At 54.1% G+C, this 25,157-nt stretch carries 9 protein-coding genes; 6 read left to right on the plus strand and 3 right to left on the minus strand.

Annotated features, from left to right (window positions below; all coding sequences use genetic code 11):
* Nucleotides 1-20: 20 nt before the first annotated feature.
* The 3 genes from ACYVIY_RS04075 to ACYVIY_RS04085 all read right to left on the minus strand — a co-directional run bounded on the left by ACYVIY_RS04075 (nucleotide 21) and on the right by ACYVIY_RS04085 (nucleotide 6,412).
* On the minus strand, nucleotides 21-1,076 hold the full coding sequence (locus ACYVIY_RS04075) for a sensor histidine kinase (protein ID WP_460974996.1): 1,056 nt from the start codon (nucleotides 1,074-1,076) through the stop codon (nucleotides 21-23).
* Nucleotides 1,069-2,139, minus strand: coding sequence for a sensor histidine kinase (locus tag ACYVIY_RS04080; protein WP_460974997.1), 1,071 nt, complete (start codon nucleotides 2,137-2,139; stop codon nucleotides 1,069-1,071). Before ACYVIY_RS04080 ends, ACYVIY_RS04075 begins: the two co-directional genes overlap by 8 nt.
* Before the next feature lie 286 nt (nucleotides 2,140-2,425).
* Nucleotides 2,426-6,412 carry a hybrid sensor histidine kinase/response regulator transcription factor gene (locus ACYVIY_RS04085; RefSeq protein WP_460974998.1) on the minus strand — a complete coding sequence of 1,329 codons (3,987 nt, stop codon included), beginning with the start codon at nucleotides 6,410-6,412 and terminating at the stop codon, nucleotides 2,426-2,428.
* A gap of 489 nt (nucleotides 6,413-6,901) precedes the next feature.
* Between ACYVIY_RS04085 and ACYVIY_RS04090 the strand changes: the two genes are divergently transcribed.
* The 6 genes from ACYVIY_RS04090 (at nucleotide 6,902) to ACYVIY_RS04115 (ending at nucleotide 25,070) form a co-directional block, all read left to right on the plus strand.
* Complete coding sequence (locus tag ACYVIY_RS04090) at nucleotides 6,902-10,906, plus strand: hypothetical protein (protein ID WP_460974999.1); 4,005 nt, start codon at nucleotides 6,902-6,904, stop codon at nucleotides 10,904-10,906.
* A gap of 155 nt (nucleotides 10,907-11,061) precedes the next feature.
* Nucleotides 11,062-14,595 carry an SMP-30/gluconolactonase/LRE family protein gene (locus ACYVIY_RS04095; RefSeq protein WP_460975000.1) on the plus strand — a complete coding sequence of 1,178 codons (3,534 nt, stop codon included), beginning with the start codon at nucleotides 11,062-11,064 and terminating at the stop codon, nucleotides 14,593-14,595.
* A 335-nt stretch (nucleotides 14,596-14,930) separates the two neighbouring features.
* Nucleotides 14,931-19,109, plus strand: a complete 4,179-nt coding sequence (locus ACYVIY_RS04100; protein ID WP_460975001.1) for a hybrid sensor histidine kinase/response regulator transcription factor — start codon at nucleotides 14,931-14,933, stop codon at nucleotides 19,107-19,109.
* A gap of 206 nt (nucleotides 19,110-19,315) precedes the next feature.
* A complete protein-coding gene (locus tag ACYVIY_RS04105; protein WP_460975002.1) occupies nucleotides 19,316-20,071 on the plus strand; it encodes a DUF5602 domain-containing protein in 756 nt (251 codons plus the stop codon).
* A gap of 105 nt (nucleotides 20,072-20,176) precedes the next feature.
* Complete coding sequence (locus ACYVIY_RS04110; RefSeq protein ID WP_460975003.1) at nucleotides 20,177-24,250, plus strand: choice-of-anchor Q domain-containing protein; 4,074 nt, start codon at nucleotides 20,177-20,179, stop codon at nucleotides 24,248-24,250.
* 247 nt (nucleotides 24,251-24,497) lie between these two features.
* Nucleotides 24,498-25,070, plus strand: coding sequence for an RNA polymerase sigma factor (locus ACYVIY_RS04115; protein ID WP_460975004.1), 573 nt, complete (start codon nucleotides 24,498-24,500; stop codon nucleotides 25,068-25,070).
* The last annotated feature ends 87 nt before the right edge of the window (nucleotides 25,071-25,157 follow it).

Consider the following 25,157-nt stretch of genomic DNA (forward strand, 5'->3'; position numbering starts at 1 on the left):
TTTAAGTGGGTCTTTGTCAATTATGGAGAGTCGATGCTACCAATCAGCGGAATGGTAACGATAAAGGCCGTGTCGGTTTCCTGAACATCCAGGCTTCCCCGGCCCAGCAGTTGATATTTCGTGGCGATATTGGCCAGACCCACTCCGTTGGAGACAATTCGGGCTGGCTTCCGTTGCAGGGTATTGCTGATTTGCAGGCGCCCATCGTCGGTGATTGTAATGCAGATTTGAAGCGGGCGATGGGCTAAGATTACGTTATGCTTCACGGCATTTTCCAGCAGCAGTTGCAGCGTTAGTGGGGGTAGTTGAGCATTCTGGTACGTTGCCTCGACTTGTACCTGCAAATTAATTCCGTTGCCGTAGCGGGTTTTCAGTAAGTGATAGTAGGACTGAATAAACGACAGCTCTTCTCCCAGAGCGGTTAACGTTCCCTGGTTCGACTGAAGCAGATACCGATACACACTGGCTAATTCATCAATGAAGCGTTCAGCCCGGTCACTGTCCTTGTTGATCAGCGACGAAAGCGTATTGAGCGAATTGAACAGAAAATGGGGATTAACTTGCTGTTTAAGCCCCTCAAGTCGGCTCTGTAGATTCGTCTTCTTCAGCTTCTGCGTGCGTTGCAGCGCCTGCACCCACATCTCGAACGTATAAAATCCTTCGTGAACGACATTCGTAATCAGATTGCCGATCAGGCCAAGTACTAAGGTCCACACTAGGCGGGTAGCCGAAAACGTATAGCCCGGAAAGTGCACCCATTCGTAGCCGTAAAACAAGAGTAAAAACGTACCCGATGACATCACCCCATGAATGAGCAGGGCCAGGCTCAGGCGTACGCCCGTCTGCCGAATAGCCGGAAAACGGTGCCGTAAATAAACCGCTGGCAGGGCATGCAGGAAATAAGCGGGTGTCCAGACGATCGCCGTGCATAGGGTGGCCGCTACAAACAGATCCAATCGCTCAACATAGCGCCATCCGAACAGCATTCCGTTAATGAATAGAACGTAGCCCGGCAGAATCCAGGCGGCAATGCGCGTATCCTGCCGGGTAAATCGGTTTAGGGTTAACCTAAGCATGGTCTCTTTGCAATACGGCGGTGGTGCTGGCTACTAACGGTAAGGTAACCGAAAAGAGCCTGCCGTCATCAGAGATGATCGGGTCGGCTAACGCCAGCAGAGCGAAGCGTTCCGTCAACTGATGCAGGCCACCCGGACGATTGTCTACGCGCAGTATTTTGGGTTCAATCGTATTGGTCACGACCACCGCAGGCTGGCCGTTCATCGCGGCACAGGAGTCGATGGTTGTAATGGTAATACGTAATGGTTTATCGACCAGGATGCTATTATGGCGGATCGCGTTGTCGATCAGAACCTGTAAACTGTAGATCGGCAGGTAGGCCTCCAGCCAATCCGGAGAAACCGCTATGGTGAACGTAATGGCCTGTCCATAACGGACTTTTAGAATAGAAAACAGAGACTGCATGAACTGAACCTCGGCCTGAAGGCTAACCCACTGAATGGTATTTGATTGCAAAAGGTACCGGTACACAGCCGCTAACTCGTCCAGAAACTCATTGGCTTTCTGCTTATCGGCCGCAACCAGCGCGGAAAGGGAAGTCAGCGAGTTGAACAGGAAGTGAGGGTTCACCTGATTCTTCAACTGGTCGAACTGGCTTTGCAGATTCGCCAACTGGATACGATCAGCCTCTTCCATCGTCCGGCGGTATTGACGCAAATAGTAAACCACCTCATAAGTCGTTCCAAAGACACTGATGGTCAGTAAGCCAATGCCCAGATGAGTAGCGACAACCGCAACCGTGACGGGTACGGGAGCCGTGTGGGTAGCGTGGGTAATACCTAAAAAAGCGAGCTGCGCACTGGCGGTAATCACTACGTAGCCCAGAAACGAAAGCGTGACGCGCCGGGTGGTTTGACTAATATCCGTGTAGCGCTGTCGAACCCATTGTCTCCAGCGGTCCAAACCCAGCCACACTAACCAGATATACACCATACCCAGCAGCGACCAGCCCAGATACAAGCTTACGCTAAACGTATACTCCCGAATGTAGACCAGATTAGCCAGCAGGAGCACAACCGGCAACCCAATCCAGCGTATCCAGCGATCGTTTAAACGTTCCATTGCCTGTATCAGGTTGCTGACTTTTCTAATATCGAGATGGTGCGGATCGTCGCGGTTGAGACGTTGGGAAATTTAGTAACGTCGGCGGGTTGACGAAAGCGTATGCAATAATTCGTCAAAATTGCCATCAGCAGGCGACCAACCCAGCAGGATCGTCCGTCAGACCGTCAACCTGGTTGGTGAAGGAAGCAATTCCGGCCTTGAAGCAGCAATGGGGTTGGTCAGTTGCTGAAGCTAGTGAATGCGTATAGCTTCAAAAAAGCCATGAATCCGGCCTAGCTTCGCGTTACGTTATTGGATGATGCTGGCTAATGAATTCAGAAGGGGTAAGCTGGTAAAGCTTACGAAAACATTGGGAAAAATAGGAGGGGCTCGAAAAGCCGACCAGATAAGCCGTAGCGGTGATGGGCTGGCCCTGTCGCAAGTATTCGGCTGACCGCTTCAATCGGTAATTCTGAATTAATTCATTGGCCGACAAGCCCGATACGGCTTCCAGTTTACGGTACAGACTTGCCCGGCTCATCCCCATTTCACGGACCAACTCATTGATTCCAAAAGCAGAATCATCGAGGTGTTCGTTCAGAATGGTATAAAACTGGGTCAGGAACGGATCTGACTGAGCTAGCTCAGCGTCGGAGAGAACGGTATCTGGCTCCGCCAGACTTTGCCCCACCCACTCGCGCAGCCGTCGCCGGTTTTCCAGCAAATTCTGGATTCGCAGCCGAAGCTCGTCTACGTGGAAGGGCTTGGTGATGTAATCATCGGCGCCCAGCTTTAACCCGTTCACCCGGCTGGATAGTGTACTTTTTGCCGTCAGCAGCACCACCGGTATGTGACTGGTACGCGGGTCGGTTTTCAGCTTTTCGCAGAGTGTATACCCATCCATCACCGGCATCAGTACGTCACTGAGCACCAGGTCAGGCATGTGTTCGGTCGCTCGCTGAAATCCCTGCGCCCCGTCGCTCGCCCGCTCCACCCGGTAGGAGGCCGGTAAACTCTGACTAATGAATTCGGCCAGATCGTCATTATCTTCCACCAGCAGGATGAGGGGTGTTCCAGTCGATGGGGGCGATGCATGCAGTAGCGAACTTTCCTGCGTATCGGCCAGTGCGGTAAGGACTATCGGCTCGTGAAAGGCGGATTGACACGGAAACCGAACCGTAAAAGTCGTACCGACCCCTGGTTCACTTTGAACCTCAACCGTACCGCCCTGCACCTCCACAAGTTCTTTGACCAGGGCCAGCCCAATGCCGGTGCCTTCCTGCGAACGGGTTGGGGAGTCGTCAGCCTGATAGAAACGATCGAAAATTAAGGGTAACTGCTTTGGGGCTATGCCGATGCCCGTGTCGGTCACTTTGAGCTGGACGAAACCGTCCGTGGCTTCCTGTACCGTAACGATTACCCGATCGCCGGCCCGGCTAAATTTGATGGCGTTGGACACCAGATTGTAAACGATCCGTTCCAGTTTCGCCTGGTCGAATAAAAAATCACCGGTGAGCTGCGACTCATAGCGAACCGTTATCCGCAACTGTTCCGCCTGCTCTCCAAACGACCTTACTATCGTTTCGACAAACTCGCCCACGTTGCCAACCGACTGCTGAACTGGCATGGCGTTCGCTTCTAATTTCGACAGATCGAGCAGTTGGTTAATGAGTTCCAGGAGCTGATAAGCGTTACGTTCAATGACCCCTAGTTTACGCCCGTCGTCGGAGTCCGCGTATTTTTGTTTTAACTGCTGAGCGGGTCCCAAAATCAAGGTTAATGGCGTTCTGAACTCGTGCGTTACGTTCGAGAAGAAACGAGTCTTCATCTCATCCACCACCCGCAACTGTTGGGTCTCCCGTTCCTGAAAAGCCAGATTTTGCTGCTGAAGCGTAAGTTCCTGCTGTAAGCGTAGTCGGCTGATGTACGAACGGAACACACCGTAGAAAACGCCAAAAATAACGAGCCCATACAGCCCATACGCCCACCAGGTTGCCCAATAAGGTGGTTTTATAATCACGGACAGGGTGCGGACATGGGAACTCCACTGGCCTGAGGTATTAGAAGCATTCAGCTTCAGGACGTAGTGACCGGGACTTAGATTCGTGTAAATGGCCTGGGGCTGGTTCGACTCGACCCATTGGTCAGTAAGCCCTTCCAGCTGATAGCGGAACCGGTTCTTTTCGGGTTTGTTGTACTGGGCTACCGCAAATTGCACAGTCAGATAATTCTGATCATGGGGCAGCGTTAATTCACGTAATACCTGCACCGGCAGGAAAGGCGTAGCGGCTGTATCCGCAGGACTGCTCAGCGATAAGGGCTGGTTGTTCACCTGAATCTGGGTGACTTCGACGGCCGGCGCAAAGCGATCATCCCGAACCTGGCGGGGTGAAAAAGCCGTGATGCCTTCTAGCCCACCCATAACAATCTGTTCGGCAGCGGGGCCTCGGGCGGGTACGTACAAAAAATGAAAGCGGTTAAACTCCTCGGCCAGCAGCCCATCCTCCCGGGTGTAGGTGTGCATTTGATGGGTTTTGCGATGCATACGTACCAGACCCTTGTTGGTTCCCATCCAGAGGTACCCCTGCCCGTCCGGAATAACGGAGTAGATTACGTTGTTGGGGAGTCCGTCGGCTTCGGTGATCCGTTGGCACTGGCCGGTGCGTTTGTCAAAGGCGCATAGCCCCCCGCCAAACGTGCCGATCCACAGGCGATTCGGGTCGGTCGGGTCGGCAGATAAACAAAAAATAGTATTGCTACTAATGGAGGTTGGATCCGTAGCTACGTGGGTAAACGGCCGATGGACGCCCGTTCGTCGGTCAATCCGGAACAAGCCTTTGCCTAAAACAGCCATCCACAGCGCCTGGTCATCGACGACCAATTGTAGGGGCACCTGCGGAAGGCGGAGTTTATGGACAAACGGAATCCATTGTTTGGTTGCTGGTTGGTACTGCCAGGCGAGCGAATCATGGGCTACCCACACCTGCCCGGCTGGGTCGGTGGCCATTGGATACGGAGTGGCTCCCTGTGCTGACGCGGGCATGGGTACGGCCGTAACCCGACCACTGACCAAATCCAGCCGTTGAATGGGGGGCCGTGCTACGTTAAACCAAAGCCCGTGCTGTTGATCGACGGTATACCGAAAGTCGTACCCATTCGTATTGGCGACAAAGGAAGACGCCAGGGGTTGCCGAACGCCTAACCAGTGCCGAAGCAAATCGACGTGAAAAGACACCTGATAAGGCGCTGTTTGAAAAGGATTTACAGCCAGATCATACGTCTGTATACCAGCCCCATTCGTTCCTACCCAAAGCACATCGGAGCGATCCACCCACAAACTTCGGCCATGTTCCATAGGCGAGATCGTGCTAGGAGAACTCAGCAACTGAAGTCCCTGCTGATGGGTGTATCGGTACAATAAGCCTTCTCGCAGAAAATAGATTATCCCTTTGCTATCAGTCGCGAACTGCATTTGATTCCATATATGCTTCAAGCGGGGCAGGGGATACGGTTGCGTTTGACCAGTGAGTGGATTAAGCCGGACCAAATGCTGGCTGGTTCCAATCAGAAACTGGCCATCCGGCGTTCGATAGAGACCGTTTAAACTGTCATGAGGCACCGGAAAGGTGGGCGTCATGAAGCGCTTCTGTACGTCATCAAAATAGGAAAGCCCTGACCGAGTGGCGACCCAGCAGCGACCCTGGTTGTCTTCCGTAATACCGATTCCTGCATCGTCGGGCAACGTATGGTGTTGATCTTTCTGATGACGAAAAAGCTGGCACCGTCCCGTCTGGATATCATAGAGGCCTACGCCCTGGTCAACGAACGCAATCCAGAGTCGATCCCGACGATCCCGCCAGACAGTCCCCGGCTGCTTGAATACGTTCTTATAGGCAGGTAATTGTGAGACATTGGTAAACGTTTCGGTCCGTGGGTCGAATCGATCCAGATCCCCTCGTTCACTCACGATCCAGATCATACCTCGATGGTCCAGCATGAGTCGGATTAAGCCCGGATAAGAAAGCGATGGTTTTCCCGTAGGCGACGGCCTGAAAATCCGAAAGGTGCGGCCATCATATCGGCAAAGCCCGTCGCGGGAAGCGACCCAGATAAAGCCTTGTCGGTCCTGCACAATGCCGGTGATATACGCCTGGGGCAACCCTTGCCGATCGTTTATCACCCTGGGCCGGGGTAAGGCAGACGACTGGGCCAGGGAAGCGTTGCCGATAAGGCTGAAGCAGCCGCTTAGCAGGAGTACGAGCGTGAGTCGTGTCAGGTAATGCAGGCCCATGCCAGGTCTGAGGGTTTTGTTGAGTAACGGAACGGTAGCAAAAAGTGAACCGGCTTTAGCCGCTCACGACAGTTCAGACGGGTAATCAACCCAATAATTTCTTACAGTAGGCGAAGACGTTATTCGGCAGAAGGTGTACTGAAAAAAACGATGTTTTGAACCTCCCGGCTAGTTGTTGAGACAGGATTAACAGGATTTGAGACGGAATTAACAGTCCTTCTGGGTAAAGAACGAGACCTTTGGCGGGTTGCATTGAATATGTTTTCATTAGTTAGAAATCAATGACTTATAAGATTCATATTTTGATAAAGACAACTTACCCAGGGGTGTATACGAACAAATGGCATTCTTGGATTAACTACTGCGCCTGTTTGGGTAAGATCGCGAGGTGATTGCCGCCTGGTGCGTATTTACGCCTGTCTTCTTACGCTGCTTACTTTTTCCGCTCACTAGTTTTTCTAATTAACACATAACCGGATTCCTAACTGTATGAACTCAGACTTCTACTACGCCCGGCCCTTTTCAGCACCCGGCCGTTTGACAGCCGACCGCCTTTCGGGCGAGGCTGAACACCAAACCACTCTTCGGCCAGCGCGAATGCTGAGCCGGATGTTAGGCTCAAAGCTAATGAGCCGCCCCTGGCTCATGGCCCTGTTTGGCCTATTCTGGCTGGGCTTGCCCTTACTGACAAAGGCGCAGACACCGGATGGCGTTACCGTGGCCGGAGGCCTGCCTTCAGCGGCTACTCAGTTTGATTATGCCAGTGGCGTATATGTGGATGGGCTGGGCAATGTATATGTATCTGATGAAAGTAACCACCGCATCCAGAAGTGGGAACCGGGTGCCACCCAGGGTATCACTGTAGCGGGAGGCAATGGTGAAGGGAGCGGAGCTAATCAATTGTCTTATCCGCATGGCGTTTTTGTGGACGGAGCAGGCAACACCTATGTAGTTGATCGGTATAACAACCGCATCCAGAAGTTCCCCCCAAATTCTACTTCGGCCACTAGTGGTACCACTGTAGCGGGGGGTAATGGAGCAGGTAGCGGAGCCAATCAGTTAAATCGTCCCCTTGGCATATATGTGGATGGGACGGACAATTTGTATGTGTCTGATGCAGATAACCACCGCATCCAGAAGTTTCCCCCTAACTCCACGTCAGCTACGGCTGGCACCACCGTAGCGGGAGGCAATGGAGCAGGTAGCGGGGATAATCAGTTGGAGGATCCTTCAGGGGTGTATGTGGATGGAGCGGGGAATATCTATGTCGCTGATACAGATAACACCCGCATCCAGAAGTTTTCCCCTAACTCCACTTCGGCTACCAGTGGTACCACCGTAGCGGGGGGCAATGGCAATGGTAGTGAGGATATTCAGTTAGATCGCCCCTATGGCGTGTGGGTGGATGGGCAAGGCACCATCTATGTGGCCGATTCAGGCAACGACCGCATCCAGATGTTCCCCCCTAACTCCACGTCAGCTACGGCTGGTACCACCGTAGCGGGAGGCAATGGTGAAGGGGGTGGGGCCAATCAGTTCGATTTTCCCGAGGGCTTGTTTGTGGATGGGGCGGGCAATATCTATGTGGCCGACGCCGTCAACAGCCGCATCCAGAAGTGGGCTCCCGGAGCTACCCAGGGCACTACTGTAGCGGGTACTTTGTGGACATATCCCGAGGACTTGTTTGTGGATGGTGGGGGTAGCATCTATGTGGCTGATTCGTATTACTACCGCATCCAGAAGTGGGCTCCCGGTGCCACTCAGGGCATCAATGTAGCCGGAGACAACAGCTACAATGGGAGTGGGGCTACTCAGTTAAATAATCCTCAGGGGGTGTTTGTGGATGGGCAGGGTTATGTCTATGTCGCTGATTCGAGAAACCATCGCATCCAGAAGTTCCCCCCCAACTCCACTTTGGCTACCGAGGGTATCACCGTAGCGGGAGGTAATGGCCAAGGTAGAGGGGGCACTCAGTTGGATTTTCCCCGTGACGTGTTTGTGGATGGGCAGGGTTATATCTATGTGGCTGATAGGCGTAACCATCGCATCCAGAAGTTCCCCCCCAACTCCACTTCGGCTACCGAGGGCATCACCGTTGCGGGAGGCAATGGCCAAGGTAGCGGGGCTAATCAGTTCACGAGTCCCTATGGGGTGTTTGTGGATGGGGCGGGCAACATCTACGTGGCGGATTATGGTAACGCCCGCATCCAGAAGTTCCCCCCTAGCTCCACTTCAGCTACCAGTGGTACCACCGTAGCAGGAGGCAATGACTATGGGAGTGGGGCAAGTCAATTAGCCACTCCCAGTGGCGTGTATGTGGATGGAGCGGGCAATGTGTATGTGGCTGATGCAGGCAACGACCGCATCCAGAAGTGGGCCCCCGGCGCCACCCAAGGCATCACTGTAGCGGGCGGTAATGGCTACGGTAGCGGAGCCAATCAGTTTAAATCTCCTTCAGGCGTCGTTGTGGATGGGCAGGGCTATGTCTATGTCGCTGATTCGAGAAACTACCGCATCCAGAAGTTTCCGCCCTTACCGGCTACCGTAACTGAGCTAGCAGTCACCCCCAATCCGGTTTGTGCGGGTCAGCCCCTGACCTTCACCGCTAGTGTGGGCAACGTAACGGGCAGCTACAGCTATACACTCACTAACGGCACCAGCACTACCACCGGCACGTCGTCCACCACCGCCTTCAGCCAAAACCTAACGGCCAGTGGGCAGGGAGCACAAACCTACACCCTGACGATTGGGACTACGGGTGGCTCCACTACGGCAAGCGTAGGGGTTACTGTCAACGCCCTGCCTGCTCCGGCCATCACCAACCTGGCCAGCAGCTTCTGTAAAGACGCCAGTGCCGTTACGTTGACGGGCACGCCAGTCGAAGGGGGCGTCTTCACTGTTGATGGCACGACCGCTACCAGCTTTAACCCCACCAGTCTGAGTGTAGGCACTCACACCGTACGCTACACGGTCACCACCAATGGGTGCAGTGGCTCCACCGAGCAGACCGTAACCATCAACGCCCTGCCAACTGCTCAGATCACTAACCTGGCTAGCTCGTTCTGTAAGAACGCTTCGGCGGTCACCTTAACTGGTACACCCCCGGAAGGAGGGGTATTCACCGTTGATGGTCAGTCAGCTACCTTATTCAGCCCAACCAGTCTGAGTGTTGGTACACACACGGTCCGCTACACAGTGACCACTAACGGTTGTTCAGCTTACAGTGAGCAGAGCGTGGAAATCAACGCCCTGCCTGCTCCGGCCATCACGAACTTAGCTAGCTCTTTTTGTAAAGATGCTCAAGCTGTTACCCTGACGGGTACACCCACTGAAGGGGGCGTGTTCACTATCGACGGTCAAAATACTAGCCAGCTCAACCCCGCCAATCTGACGGTGGGTAACCACACGATCCGTTACACCGTCACTACGAATGGCTGTTCAGCTTACAGTGAGCAGAGTGTGGAAATCAAGGCACTACCTGTCCCGGCTATCACTAATCTGGCTAGCAGCTTCTGTAAAGACGCTAGTGCCGTTACGTTGACGGGTACGCCAGTCGAAGGGGGCGTCTTCACTGTTGATGGCACGACCGCTACCAGCTTTAACCCCACCAGTCTGAGTGTAGGCACTCACACGGTACGCTACACCGTGACAGCCGATGGCTGTTCGGCTTATAGTGAGCAAACAGTAACCATTGAGACCGTGCCTAGCGCTGGTCTGACTAACACGGGACCTCTTTCGGCCACGAACACCACGGTTACCCTCACCGCCACCGGCGGCAGTAGCTACAGCTTTAGTGCGGGTGCTGCTCAACAAGGCGGTGGGGCAATGGCTACCGTCACCACGCCGGGTGTTTACTCGGTCACTGCTACCAGCAACGGCTGCTCATCAACAGCCTCTACGACTGTGACGGGGGGCGTGAGCAGCCTGACGGTGTGTCGGGGGGGGACGGCGGTGATTAGTGTCGCGGTGAGTGGCAGTCCGGTCAAGTACGAGTGGTACAAGAACAGCCTGAGTACGCCCAAGATCATGGAGACGCCCCAGCTGTTTCGGGGTACGGCCACCAGTAGCTTAACGCTGATCAATGCCCAGAGCAACACCCAGGGTGACTTCTACCTGAAGGTGACGGACCGCTCAAACTCAGTGGTGGTGTACGGTCCCTACCGGCTGGTGGTAGACGCCAGCTGCCGGGCTCGGGAAGGGGCGGCTGTTGAGCCCGAAGTGGCCTTGCAGGTGGAGCTAGCCCCCAACCCCCTCCAACAGGACCGGCTTCGGGCGGTGGTGCGAGGAGCGGAAGGTCGCTTGTTACAAGTAGAGTTGGTGGACCTGCAAGGTCACTCAGTACGTCAGCAACGCTGGCCGCAGGCCGAGGCTGAGCAGGTGATCGATTGGGATATGCAGTCACAGGGAGATGGGGTGTACCTCTTACAGGTAGTTAGTGAAGCTGGCCAGGGTCTACCGGCTCAGCGCCGGAGTGTGAAGGTGATCAAACTATAAAGACCTGACTCAACCTGAAGCTCGGCGTTATACACGTCGAGCTTCAGGTATACCTCCTAAACAATATGCCTGTTTTGTTCTGCCTGGTCTTTCCCATCTGTATAGACCCAACTTAATAGGATTTATAATCAACACATAACTGAATCCTTAACTATATGAACACAGACTTCTACTACGCCCGGTCCTTTTCGGCACCCGGCCGTTTGACATTGGGTGAGGCTGAACACCAAACCGCTATTCGGCCAGCACGAATGTTGAGCCGGATGTTAGGCTCAAGGCTAATCAGCCGCCCCTGGCTCATCGCTCTGCTTGGCTTACTCTGGGTGAGTTTACCTTTCCTGACCAAGGCGCAGACACCAGATGGCGTTACCGTGGCCGGAGGTCTTCTTTCGGCAGCCACTTACTTCAATGGCCCCAATGACGTGTATGTAGATGGGCAGGGCAACATCTACGTCGCTGATCAATATAACCACCGCATCCAGAAGTGGGCTCCCGGGGCCACCCAAGGCATCACTGTTGCGGGCGGTAATGGCGCTGGCGGTGGGGCAAATCAGTTATCTTATCCCAAAGGCGTCCATGTGGACGGAGATGGTAATATCTATGTAGCCGATTCAGATAATGACCGCATCCAAAAGTTCCCGCCCAATTCGACTTCGGCGACTTCGGGCTCCACCGTTGCCGGGGGCAATGGTGGAGGGAGTGGGACTAATCAGTTTAATGATCCTTATAGGGTGTTTGTGGATGGATCGGGCAATATCTATGTCGCTGATTGGAGAAACTACCGAATCCAGAAGTGGGCACCTGGGGCCGTTGAGGGCACTACTGTAGCGGGGGGCAATGATTACGGTGGTGGGGCCAATCAGTTATGGCATGCCGAAGGTATGTTCGTGGATGGAGCGGGCTATTTATATGTAACTGATAGCGATAACTTCCGCATTCAGAAGTTTCCGCCCAACTCGACTTCGGCGACTTCGGGCTCCACTGTCGCAGGGGGCAATGGACGAGGTAATGGAGCCAATCAGTTTGATCTGCCCGATGACCTGCATGTGGATGAGCAGGGCAATATCTATGTGGCAGATACGCGTAACCACCGTATCCAGAAGTTTCCGCCCAATTCGACATCCGCAACTTCGGGCTCCACCGTGGCGGGGGGCAATGACTATGGCAGTATGGCCACTCAGATAGGCTGGCCCGAAGGAGTGTTTGTGGATGGATCGGGCAATATCTATGTCGCTGATTCAGATAACCAACGCATCCAGAAGTTTCCGCCTAACTCCACCTCAGCTACGGCTGGTACCACTGTAGCCGGTACGTTACCGTTATATGACATCTGGAGCCTGGACCTGGATGGGCAGGGGAATGTGTACGTAGCCAACTGGTATTTTGACCGCATCCAGAAGTTTTCTCCCAATTCCACCCAGGGCACCACCGTGGCGGGGGGGAATGGTAAAGGAAGCGGAGCCAACCAGTTGGATTATCCGTATGGGGTATATGTGGATGGAGGGGGCAACCTCTATATCGCTGATGGAGACAACAACCGCATCCAGAAGTGGGCTCCGGGAGCCACTGAGGGCACCACCATAGCGGGGGGCAACGGGTATGGTAGCGAAGCTAATCAGTTAAAAGATCCCACAAACGTGTATGTGGATGGAGGAGGCAATGTCTACATCGCTGACTATAGTAACAACCGCGTTCAGAAATTCCCCCCCAATTCGACTTCGGCTACGTCGGGCTCCACTGTTGCAGGCGGCAATGGGCGAGGTAGTGGAGCCAATCAGTTGGCTTCTCCTTCAAGCGTGTATGTAGATGGAGCGGGCAATTTGTATGTGTCTGACTATGATAACCACCGTGTCCAGAAGTTCCCGCCCAACTCGACTTCGGCTACGTCAGGTTCCACCGTAGCGGGGGGCAATGGATATGGTGATGGGGCCAATCAGTTGGCTAATCCGTATGGGATGTATGTGGATGAGCAGGGCAACATCTATGTCGCTGATGAAGATAACCACCGCATCCAGAAGTTCCCGCCTAACTCGACTTCGGCGACTTCGGGCATCACTGTAGCCGGGGGCAATGGTGGGGGAGCTGGGGCCAATCAGTTAGATAGTCCTTTAGGTGTCGTTGTGGATGGAGCAGGTTATGTCTACGTGGCAGATACCGATAACTACCGCATCCAGAAATTTCCCCCCTTACCGGCTACCGTAACTGAGCTGTCAGTCACGCCTAGTTCGGTTTGTGCGGGTCAGCCCCTGACCTTCACCGCTACGGTGGGCAACGTAACGGGCAGCTACAGCTATACCCTCACTAACGGCACCAGCACTACCACCGGCACGTCGTCCACCACCGCCTTCAGCCAAAACCTAACGGCCAGTGGGGGGGGGGACCAAAGCTACACCTTAACCATAGTCACCATAGGCGGCTCCACTACGGCAAGTGTAGGGGTTAGCGTCAACGCCCTGCCCACCCCAGCCATCACGAGCCTGGCCAGTACTTACTGCCAGGATGCTCAAGCTGTTACCCTGACGGGTACACCCACCGAAGGGGGCGTGTTTATCATCGATGGGCAGAGTGCTACCTTGTTTAACCCGGTTAGTTTAAGCGTGGGTACCCATACGGTACGTTACACCGTCACTGCCAATGGCTGTTCAGCTTACTCGGAACAGACCGTAACCATCAACGCCCTACCGTCTGTCCAGATCACTAACCTGGCCAGTTCATATTGTCAGGACGCCCAGGCCGTTACCCTGACGGGCACCCCTACGGAGGGCGGGGTATTCACTATTGATGGTCAGACCGCTACCAGCTTTAACCCGGCCAGTCTGAGTGTGGGCACTCACACCGTACGCTACACCCTCACTACCAATGGCTGTTCGGTGTACGCCGAACAAACGGTGACTATCAACGCCCTGCCTTTGGCTGGCCTGACTAACTCAGGGCCGCTCTCGTCTACCAACGCCACGGTTACCCTGACCGCCACCGGCGGCAGCAGCTACAGCTTTAGTGCGGGCGCTGCTCAGCAAGGCAGTGGGGCAATGGCTACCGTCACCACGGCTGGTGTCTACTCGGTCACTGCTACCAGCAACGGCTGCTCGGCGACGGCCTCCACCACCGTTAGCGGGGGCAGCAACCTGACCCTGTGTCGAGGAGGTACGGGTGTGATCAGTGTAGCGGTGGAGGGGGCTCCCCTCAAGTACGAGTGGTACAAGAACAGCCTCACTACGCCCAAGATCATGGAGAGCCCGCAACTGTTTCGAGGTACGGCTACCAGCAGTCTGACCATCATCAACGCTCAGACTAACACCCAGGGCGACTTCTATCTCAAAGTGACGGATCGTTCGGGTAGTGTAAAGGTGTATGGTCCCTACCGGCTGAATGTAGACGCCAGTTGCCGGGCCCGGGAAATGGCGAGTCTGGAAGTGGCCTTGCAGGTGGAGCTAGCGCCCAACCCGATTCAGCAGGAGCGGCTGCGGGCGGTGGTGCGAGGAGCGGAAGGTCGCGCCCTGCACGTGGAGCTGGTTGATCTACAGGGGCATTCGGTACGTCAGCAGGTCTGGCAGCAGGCTCAGCCTCAGCAGGTGATCGACTGGGATCTACAAGCGAATCCAAGTGGGGTGTACCTCTTGCAGGTGGTCCGTGAAGCGGATGCCTCGACCCCGGCTCAGCGCCGAAGTGTAAAGGTGATCAAGCCTTAGAGAAAGTTTATGTTAGATCTTTAGTAAGTCGGCTCACCTGAGGGCCAAAAACGCCCGGCTTTCGAGTCGGGCGTTTTTCTTAATCGATACTGCCCAATCATGATTTCTTTTTGAAGAACGCAGACCCTACTTGTAATCGACGCCAGCAAAGTCAATTTATCAGTAGCTGAGAGGAGAAATGAAGCCGGGCACGATTTTGGCAACCCCTAACCGAAGACAGCCGACGTAATCTCGCTTATGGGTCTGATCTGTTACTTGAACTCAGGCAATTAACCTCATATGTTTAAATCGGCACGTGCCAATTTTCCGTACTTTTAAGGTCAATTTGCTGAACCATGCGCTTTTTGCACTTACTGCTCTTCTTGCCTTTCCTTGTTATGGGGCAGCCTACTTCCCAGTCGGCTAAGGGCTGGCAGGAACTGACCATCTCTGATGGGCTGTCGCAGGGGATGATCTATGACCTCAAGCAAGACAGAAAGGGATTCATCTGGGCCGCTACCAAAGATGGATTAAATCGCTACGACGGCTACAACTTCACGGTTTTTACGCACAATCCTTACAATAAATTTAGTCTGTCGTCAAGTGCCTGTTCGACCTTATTAATTGATCGTCAGGGGCGGTTATGGATTGGGACCTTGAACCGGGGACTCAACCTGTACGATGAGCGGACCCAGCGGTTTTATCACATCGACATGAGTGATCCAGCTTCGCCTGATGCCGGTAATTATGAAATAATTACGTTAGCAGAAGATCCCGAGGGCAACATCTGGGTAGGTACCCGACAAAATAAACTCGTTAAGATTACCTTGTCGGGTTCGTTGAAAGCAGGGTTTCCCCAGCAGGATGACGCTACGTCAATGGTTCGTTTCAGCCGCTTCTCATTTCCGCTGAATAGCGTAATCGGAGAAAGCGCCCCGACCCGGATTCGCTTTCATGCCGATGGGCAGGCCGAAGTCAGTGCCGCCCGGGAGCTATACCGGCTGAACTGGCGGCAACCGCAGCCAACCCGTTATACGCCAATCAACCGATTCGGCTCATTGGCCACCTTATTCCAGGCAACGCCCGACGGGCAACAACCCGACTACTGGTTTGGATTCAGCAATGATACGCTCATTGGCTGGCTGCAAAACAGACGAAAAGCCATCAGGATGCCACCCACCAAAAACTTCAATGTACTTCTGGAGGCACTCAACGAGCGTACGGTGGCTGTAGCAACGTCAGAATTTTTGTGGCTTATGTCGCCCGCTCAGCTCTACGCCCAGGAGCAACTGTCAGCACGTAATGCATTTGCCGTTATGCCGCCCAACGTATTTGGCATCACAAAACTGCTCATCGATAAAACCGGCAACATCTGGGTAGGTACGGCGGGTTACGGACTGCGTAAGTTTAGCCCGCGCATTAAACAGTTTCAGGCTTATCTGCCCAATACGTCGCTCTCTTATTTGTTTCAGGATCGACGAGGACAGATGTATGTGCGGGATCAGTTTAACTACGGCCGACTGGACCGGTCGGCCAGCCGACGGATTCCGTTTCTGAGCAAAAGTGACGCGGTAGCCGACCGGGCCGTGTACATGATGCAGGATCGACAGGGATTCTTCTGGGCATCCGTCATCAATACGCAGGTGCAGCCGATTACCCATCAGCTGATAAAGTTTTCGGAAAGCTGGCAACGGCTTAAGACCTATTCGCTGCCCGCGGGTACCGTTTTTGGGTACTATGGCAACCAAACCCGGCAGGACGAAGCTGGATATCTCTGGATCGGTGCCACGAATGGAAAACTTCTTCGCTTCAACCCGACTACTGAAACCTTCAGCGTATTTTCGTATCAGCACCTGTTTCCCCGTCAGGCCGCCGAGGTAGAAACTTATAGCCTCTATTTCGATCGAAGTGGCACGGGCTGGATAGGGACGCAGACTGGGCTGATCCGGGTTGATCATCCACAGACAACCCCGGCTTTTTCGCTTTACAAAAACGATGTGGCCGTCCGGGAAAGCCTGAGTAATAATTTTGTGTCGAGCACCATCGATGACCCTGACCAGCCGGACAAATACCTTTGGATCAGCACAAAAGGAGGGGGGCTGGAACGGCTCGACAAACAAACGCGGCCCGGTGCTCCGGGTAAATTTCGGCACTTTACCGAAGCCCAGAGACTGCCTAATAAAGTGGTGTACGGCATCCTGGTGGATGAGTTCCGGCAGCTTTGGATGAGCACTAACCGAGGGCTGGCGCAACTCAATCCCCGAACGTTCAAGTTTCGTAATTATACCAAAGCGGATGGCCTTCAGGACGACGAGTTCAATACGGGGTCGTTTGTTAAAACTGCATCAGGTGAACTGTTTTTTGGGGGCGTGAACGGGCTGACCGCCTTCCGGCCTAAAGACGTAGCGTCTTCATCGGTCGAACCTATATCCCAGGTTCAGGTCATCGGGCTCAAAATCAACAACGAAGCGGTGACCGTGGGTGATTCCAGTGGTATCCTGCCGGAAAGTATAGAACATACCCGGCAACTCGATTTAGCGCATACGCAAAACTTGCTGACCCTTGAGTTTGCGCTGATGGACTATACCAATGCTGCCAAAAATCAATACCGATACCGGCTGGTGGGTATCGATCAGCAGTGGGTAGAAGCGGGGACTAACCGCTTTGCCAACTACGCGCAACTGCCCGACGGTGCCTATACGTTTGAACTAGAAGGCTCTGCAAACGGAGAAACCTGGAGTAAAGCGTCGACCCTGACCATTCGGATTCATCCACCCTACTATCAGACCTGGTGGGCCTATCTGCTCTACGGAGGGTTGCTGGCGTTTATTGGCTGGCAGTTGTTTCGGTTTCAGAAACAACGGTGGCTATTGCAGCAGCAGGTGGCGTTCGAGCAGCAGGAAGCCAGTCGGCTGGCTGAACTGGATGCGTTGAAAACGCAGTTCTTTACTAACATCTCGCACGAATTCCGGACCCCGCTCACCCTGATTCTGGGGCCGCTCACGGAGTTGAAAAAACGGTTTCGGACCGAGAACGTGGTTACGTTGACCGAGCCGGTCGTGACACTTATGGAGCGAAACAGCAATCGGTTGCTGAGCCTGATCAATCAGTTGCTCGATCTGAGCAAGCTCGAAGCCGGGCAACTCCGGGTAGATCTACAGCCTGGTGACCTGGTTACGTTCTTTCGCACGCTGGCCTCTTCCTTTAGTTCGCTGGCGCAAAGTCATCAGATTCAGTTTACGTTTGCGCAGGAGCCTGTTCATTTTCCCGCCCGCTTCGACCGAGACAAACTCGAAAAGATTGTTACCAACCTACTCTCCAACGCGTTTAAGTTTACGCCCAGCGGTCAGCAGGTTCGGTTGCAGATTGACTATCCGCCCTCCGGCAGCACCGGTGAGCTGGTTATTCAGGTAAACGACACAGGCATTGGTATTGCTTCGGCGAACCTGTCGGCCATTTTTGGTCGATTCTACCGGATCGATGGAAAAGCCGGTCGCGCCTACGAAGGTACCGGCATTGGGCTGGCGCTGGTAAGTGAGCTGGTAAACGTACTGGGAGGAACAATTACCGTCGCGAGCACCGAGGGCGTCGGGACGAATTTTACGGTTCGGTTACCGTTAGTGCCCCTTGAGCAGCTGCCAGCCGACGAAAACGTCGGGTTGCCCGAACCGGTAGAGTCTTCGGCCGCTTCCCTGGTCGGGGCGACTGATGCCGACCAGCCAGAGCCTGCAACGGATCTGATCATGCTCATTATCGACGACAACCCGGACATCCGGGCCTATGTGCGTATGGTGTTTGAGTCGAGCTACCGCATCATCGAAGCCGAAGATGGACTGGATGGCCTGGAAAAAGCAACGGCCAGTCTGCCCAACGTAATCATCTGCGATCTGATGATGCCCCGGCTCGACGGGTTTGGTTTCTGTCGGCGGCTGAAGCAGCAGGAAACCACCAGCCACATTCCGGTGGTGATGCTCACGGCGCGGGCAACGATGGAAGACCGCATTGAAGGCTTTGATCTGGGGGCGGATGAGTACTTAACCAAACCGTTTAACCAGGCCGAACTGGCATCCAGAGTGCGTAACCTGCTCCTCAAACAAGCCCGGTTGCAGCACTATTACAGCCGTAGATTTGAAGCTGTGAGCCAGGTGGCAACTGAGCCTGGTCACTCCGCAAAAGAAGAAGCCTTCCTGGCCAAAGCCTACGCGGTTGTGATGAGCCAATTGGCCGACAATCACTTTGGTGTGGAGAATTTCAGCCAGCAGATGAGCATGAGCCAAAGTCAGCTGGTGCGCAAACTAAAAGCGCTGACCGGGCAGACGGCGGTAGAATACATCCGTACTGTTCGCCTGGAGCAGGCGGCCCAGCGGCTAAGTCAGGGGCAGGGTGTTTCGGAGGTTGCTTATCAAGTAGGGTTTGAAAGTCTATCGTACTTCACGCGGGTTTTTCAGGAAAAATTCGGCGTATCCCCCTCATCGATCCTGGCTGGCGGGGGAACAAGCGAGTCTAAATCTGATGTGACTACCGGTCGGTTATAGTAAATATTTTTTTAGTAAAAGGCCCTGAAAAGAGAGTATTTCAGGGCCTTTTTGCAATTAATACCCCCCAAAGAGACAAAATGCCGAAAATGAGCAAAAGAATGCCGAAAATGAGTTAACACCTGCTGACTGGAATCGGACAATTTTACCCCGTCAATTTAATCGGATTGTCAGTTGATCACGTACTCTTTTTTAGCCTTTCTGTCATGAAACACTACGTCTACCTGCTTCTTTTGTTCGTTGGTATCAATGCCTGCTCAACCGCCGATACCGCTAAGCAACCCCAGCGGGTGTATGGTCCATCATTATCGATGGGTAATGGCACCGCCAAAGCCTGGTTCATGCCCGACGCCCAGGGAACCCCGGCCTCTATTGGTTTTACAGTGAGCAAAGGAGCGTTTGAGAATTTGCCGACCAAATTGCCCGAGACCGAATATATGCTGGCCCTGCCCGACGAAGCAACCACCCAAACGCCTTTTAAACACGTCATGATCAACTGGAATCCCCAGGGTCATGAACCAGCGGGTATCTACACGGTTCCTCACTTCGATTTTCACTTTTATATACAGCCCATGAACGAGGTCATGGCCATTCCTGCTTACACCGCAGCCACGGCTACCAAGTTCGATAACGTTCCCGCTTCGGTTTATCTGCATTCCGATTTTGCGAAAGGGCCCGGAGGTGTACCCATGATGGGAGCACATTGGTCGGATATGACCAGCCCGGAATTTAAGGGAAGTCCGTTTACCGAAACGTTTGTCTATGGCAGCTACGACGGGCGCGTTACGTTCTGGGAGCAGATGGTAGCCCTGAGTTACCTCAAAACGAATCCTACCTTCGATAAAGCCATCAAACTACCGGCCCAGTACGAAACGCCGGGTTACTACCCCACCCGCTACAGCATACGGACCAATGCCGATGGCAGTCAAGATATTGCGCTTGACGGGTTCACCAAACGCTAACGGCTTTCCGCTTTATCCCTCCTTACGTTCTTCCTGTTCAACTAATCAGGCGCAGTATTCGACTGTCACTACGTATCACTGCGTCGACTTTTATCAATCTCGTTTATGAGTTTCTCTTTACTTTTCCCACAACGTACTAGCGGCCTGCGATTATGGATGCTGGTCATCGCCTTGCTCACGCTCAGCCTGACGACCCAGGCTCAGACCATTCGTTACGTCAAACCGGGGGCCTCGGGTACTGGGACTACCTGGGCTAATGCCAGTGGCGACTTACAGGCCATGATCAACATCAGTGGTGTACAGGAGGTGTGGGTGGCGGCTGGTACCTATAAGCCGGGGGGAAATGCCAACACCGACCGTACCATCAGCTTTAGGATGAAGAACGGAGTGACCATCTACGGGGGCTTTGCGGCCACGGGTACTCCTACCTTTGCTCAACGCAACCCTACCAGTTTTACGACCGTGCTGAGCGGAGATATCGGAACGCTTAACAATACCACTGACAACAGTTACCACGTGGTTAACAACGATCAGACGAACATCGACAACACGGCGGTGCTGGATGGTTTCGTCATCAGGGGCGGCAATGCCAATGGGGAGGGTAATGATGTGGCGGGTGGGGGTATAATTAACGTGTTGACCAGCCCAACCATACGCAACTGTATCATCCAGGGCAATTCTGCTAGTCTATCCGGAGGGGCGATGTACAATTACAGCGCCAATCCCCGTCTGACCAACTGCTCCTTCCAGAGTAATACAGCTAACCGCGAGGGCGGGGCGATGCACAATGATGGGAGCAATCCTGTTCTGGCCAACTGCTCCTTCCAGGGCAATACCGCCACCAGTACTGGCGGAGCGATAAACAATAGTAGCAGCAGTCCCAGCCTGACCAACTGCTCCTTTCAAAGCAATACTGCTACCAATGGTGGTGGGGCGATGGCCAACAGCTTCAACAGCAATCCCAGCCTGACCAACTGCTCATTCCAGGGCAATACTGCCCCCAATGGTGGGGTGATAAACAACGGCTTTAACGGCACCAACAGTGCCAGCCTGACCAACTGTGTGCTGTTTGGCAATGGAGGAGATAACACCTTTGCTACTATTGACAATAGGACAGTGACGCTACGCTACTGCCTGATTGAGAATTTAGAAACCGGCTTTACCGATGGGGGCAACAACCTGACTACAGCCATTTCGCCTTTTACGTCTACGACCTCCACCCAACTCAATGGTTGTACGCCGGCCATCAATGCGGGCAGCAATATGGCCTATACGTCCGTCAATGGGCCGGCCACCGATCTGGCTGGCAATACACGCGTGTTTGGCGGCACGATCGACATGGGTGCCTATGAGTTTCAGGCGGCTCCCAACCCCGATTTAATCGTTACGAATCCCACGGTTACCACCGCCAATCAGGGCGTTCCGTTCAGCGCGAGCTTCACCGCATCGGGCGGTGTAAGCCCGTACAGCTTTAGGCTGGCCAGTGGCACCTTGCCCGCGAACCTGAGCTTGTCGGCTACGGGGGAAGTGAATGATACGCCTACCCAGACGGGTAGCTTCTCTGTTACAGTGCGGGCCACCGATGCGCTGGGCTGCTCAGGGGTGGGCGCTACGTATACACTCAATATTCGGGAATTCATTGCACTTACCCGCTATGTTAAACCGGTGGCCACCGGTACGGGCAGTGGAGACAGTTGGGCCAATGCCAGTGGCGACTTGCAGGCCATGATCAACCTGCCGGCGGTAACCCAGGTGTGGGTAGCGGCTGGTACGTATAAACCCGGTGGTAACGCCAACACGGACCGGACTGTGAGCTTTAGAATGAAGAACGGGGTAGCTATCTACGGCGGCTTTGTGGGTAACGAAAGCAGCGTGAGTCAACGACCAGCCGTTAACCCTGTCACTGGCCAACCCAGCCGCAGCATTCTGAGCGGAGAGATCGGTGACCTTACGTCTATTGAAGATAACAGCCTGCACGTTATTGACAACCCACCGGGACTGACTCAATCGGCGTTGCTGGATGGCTTCGTAATTACCAGAGGATACGGTTCGAACACCGTTGGAGGTGGTGTGCAAAACAGGGGTAACGGTAGTGGGCAGCTATGCAGCCCCACTTTTCAGAACTGCCTGTTTTTAGAGAATGCGGCAAATGGTGGTGCCGGTATGTGTAATAACGCGGCCGACGGCGGAAACAGTAGTCCTGTATTGACAAACTGCGTATTCCAAAATAATACAGGACTGAACTATTATGGAGGGGGCATACTCAATAGTGTTTATAATGGAGGTACAACTAATGTACGGATCAGCAATAGTTTGTTTATAAACAATTTTAATTTATTCGGCGGAGGAATAGCCAATGAAAATGGGGGAACTACTACGCTCGATCTAACCAATTGCTCGTTTATCGGCAACCGGTCGAATAATAATGGCGGGGCACTATACACCTATCAGGGCGGGCATTCGTTTACGATCACGAACTGCTCCTTCCAGAACAACATCGCTGGTTATGGGAATGCGATTTATACGTCGGGTAATGTCACGCTCACAAACAGTGTGATCTTCAACAACGGGGCTCTTAACCAACAGCCCATTGTGGTCGGTGGGCTGACCGCTACCTATACATTGTCTGATGTGACGCTGGCGGGTGCAGGCAATATACTGACTACGATTTCTCCATTCGTCAGTACCACATCCACCCAGCTCAACAGCAGTAGTCCGGCCATTAATGCGGGCAGTAACACGGCTTATGCGTCCGTCAATGGGCCAGCCACCGATCTGGCGGGCAACGCACGCGTGTTTGGCGGCACGATCGATATGGGAGCCTATGAGTATCAGGCTCCTGCTGGTCTCGTCGTTACGAATCCCACAGTTACTACCGCCAATCAAAGCAGCCCGTTCAGTGCGAGCTTCACCGTATCGGGCGGTACAGACCCTTACAGCTTTAGCCTGGCTAGTGGCACCTTGCCGGCGGGCCTGAGCTTGTCGGCTGCGGGGGTGTTGAGTGGTACGCCTACTCAGGCGGGCAGTTTTTCCATCACGGTGCGGGCCACGGATGCCAACAGCTATTCGGGGGTGAGCGCTACGTATACCCTGGCGATCAACAGTAGCGCGCCTTTCCTGGCGGGTTTTGGGGCCAGTCCAGGTACGGTGTGCGTGGGTAGTCCAGTTACCTTCACCGCCACAGTGAGTAACGTAACGGGTAACTACAGCTATACCCTCACCAACGGCAGTAGCCCGCTGACGGGTACGTCCAGTGGGGCTCTCTTCAGCCGGGTCGTGACGGCTACAGTCACGGGAGGGCAGAGCTTCAGCCTGCTGGTCAGCAGTAATGGGCAAGTCGCCGGGTCGACTACCAACGTAACAGTGAGTGTGGCTCCCAGTCTGAGCCTGACCAACAGCGGACCGCTTTCATCCACCAACACCAGCGTGACGCTGACAGCCTCAACAGGCTTTGCCAGTTACGTATTTAGCTCCGGGGCCAGCCAGCCCGGTGGACCTTCCAGCAACACGGCTCAGGTGAGTGCAGTCGGTGTCTACTCGGTGACGGCTACCACCAGCGCAGGCTGTTCGGCTACCGCCACGACCACCGTGACGAGCGGTGTGAGCAGCCCGACTGTATGCCGGGGTGGTACAGCGGTGATCAGTGTAGCGGTGAGTGGCAATCCGGTCAAGTACGAGTGGTACAAGAACAGTCTGAGTACACCTAAGATCATGGAGACGCCCCAACTCTTCCGGGGTACGGCGACCAGCAGTCTGACCATCATCAACGCCCAGACCAATACCCAGGGTGACTTCTACCTGAAGGTGACGGATGGGGCAGGCAGCGTAGTGGTCTACGGTCCGTACCGGCTGGTGGTAGACGCCAGTTGCCGGGCCCGGGAAGTGGCCGCTGCTGAGCCCGAATTCGCTTTGGCGGTGGAACTGGCCCCTAACCCGATCGCTGGAGATCGGCTCCGGGCGGTGGTACGGGGAGCTGAGGGTCGTTCGTTGGCGGTGAGCTTGGTCGACCTGCGGGGTCGTCTGGTCCGTCAGCAGATCTGGTCAGTAGCGGGTCCGGCCGAGGAACTGGACTGGGAGCTGGCGGGTCAGCCTGGTGGTACGTATGTGCTGGAGGTGATCAGTGGCTCGGGTAGTGGTGGAGTCGGTCAACGCCGGAGTGTGAAGGTGATCAAGCCCTAGAAGAGGGAGGCTTCTTATACCCAAAGACGTCTGGCTTTCGGGTCGGGCGTCTTTCAGTATGGTTCAATGAGAACCCCCAGATCGTTCTGGTTTGGATGATTTTGGGAGCTTCTACGTCCTGAAAAGGGCTAAATGCTGAAAATGAGCAAAAGAATGCCGAAAACGGATTAATAAGAAAAAGCCAAACCGAGTGAGCTTTGCCCGTAATAAATCGCCTACAATCTTTACTCCCTGGGCGGGCTCACGGATGAAAAAAAATATACCCCACGACCACCAACTGGTGGGTACTTTTCAGCAGACTAACTCCGCCGACAGCTTCGAACAACTCTACAATCGGTATAGGCGCAAGGTCTACCAGACCTGCCTCTCGATGACTAACGACACGCTATCGGCTCAAGACTACACCCAGGATATTTTTATTCGGGTGCTGAATAAACTAGACTCGTTTCAGAATCGATCGACTTTTTCGACCTGGCTGTATTCGGTCTCCTACCACTACTGCCTGGATCAGCTTCGGCTACAGAGCCGACTTAAAACCGAGCCGCTTTCTGACGTATTAAGCAACGAAGCGCTGGGTGACCCCTTCGAGGGAAACCAGAACGACTGGTTCGAGTGGCAGTATCAGGTTCAGGAGTCGGTTTTGCAGATGCTGCCCCAAGAGGAGTTAAATCTTTTGCGGCTTAAATACGAAGAGGGGTTGTCGGTGAAGGCGATCAGCCAACGGTGTACCTTGTCGGAGAGCGCCGTTAAGATGCAGCTCGAACGCAGTCGCGACAAACTCCGGCAGGCTCACCGGAACGTAGGGCACTACGGACAATAAGGCCTTACCCCGCCGACTCCCGCTGATGGCCGCCGGGCTCACCACCAATAATTGCTTTCCGCTTTCCATACACACCTTCCTTCAATT

This window comes from Spirosoma knui (assembly GCF_054780635.1).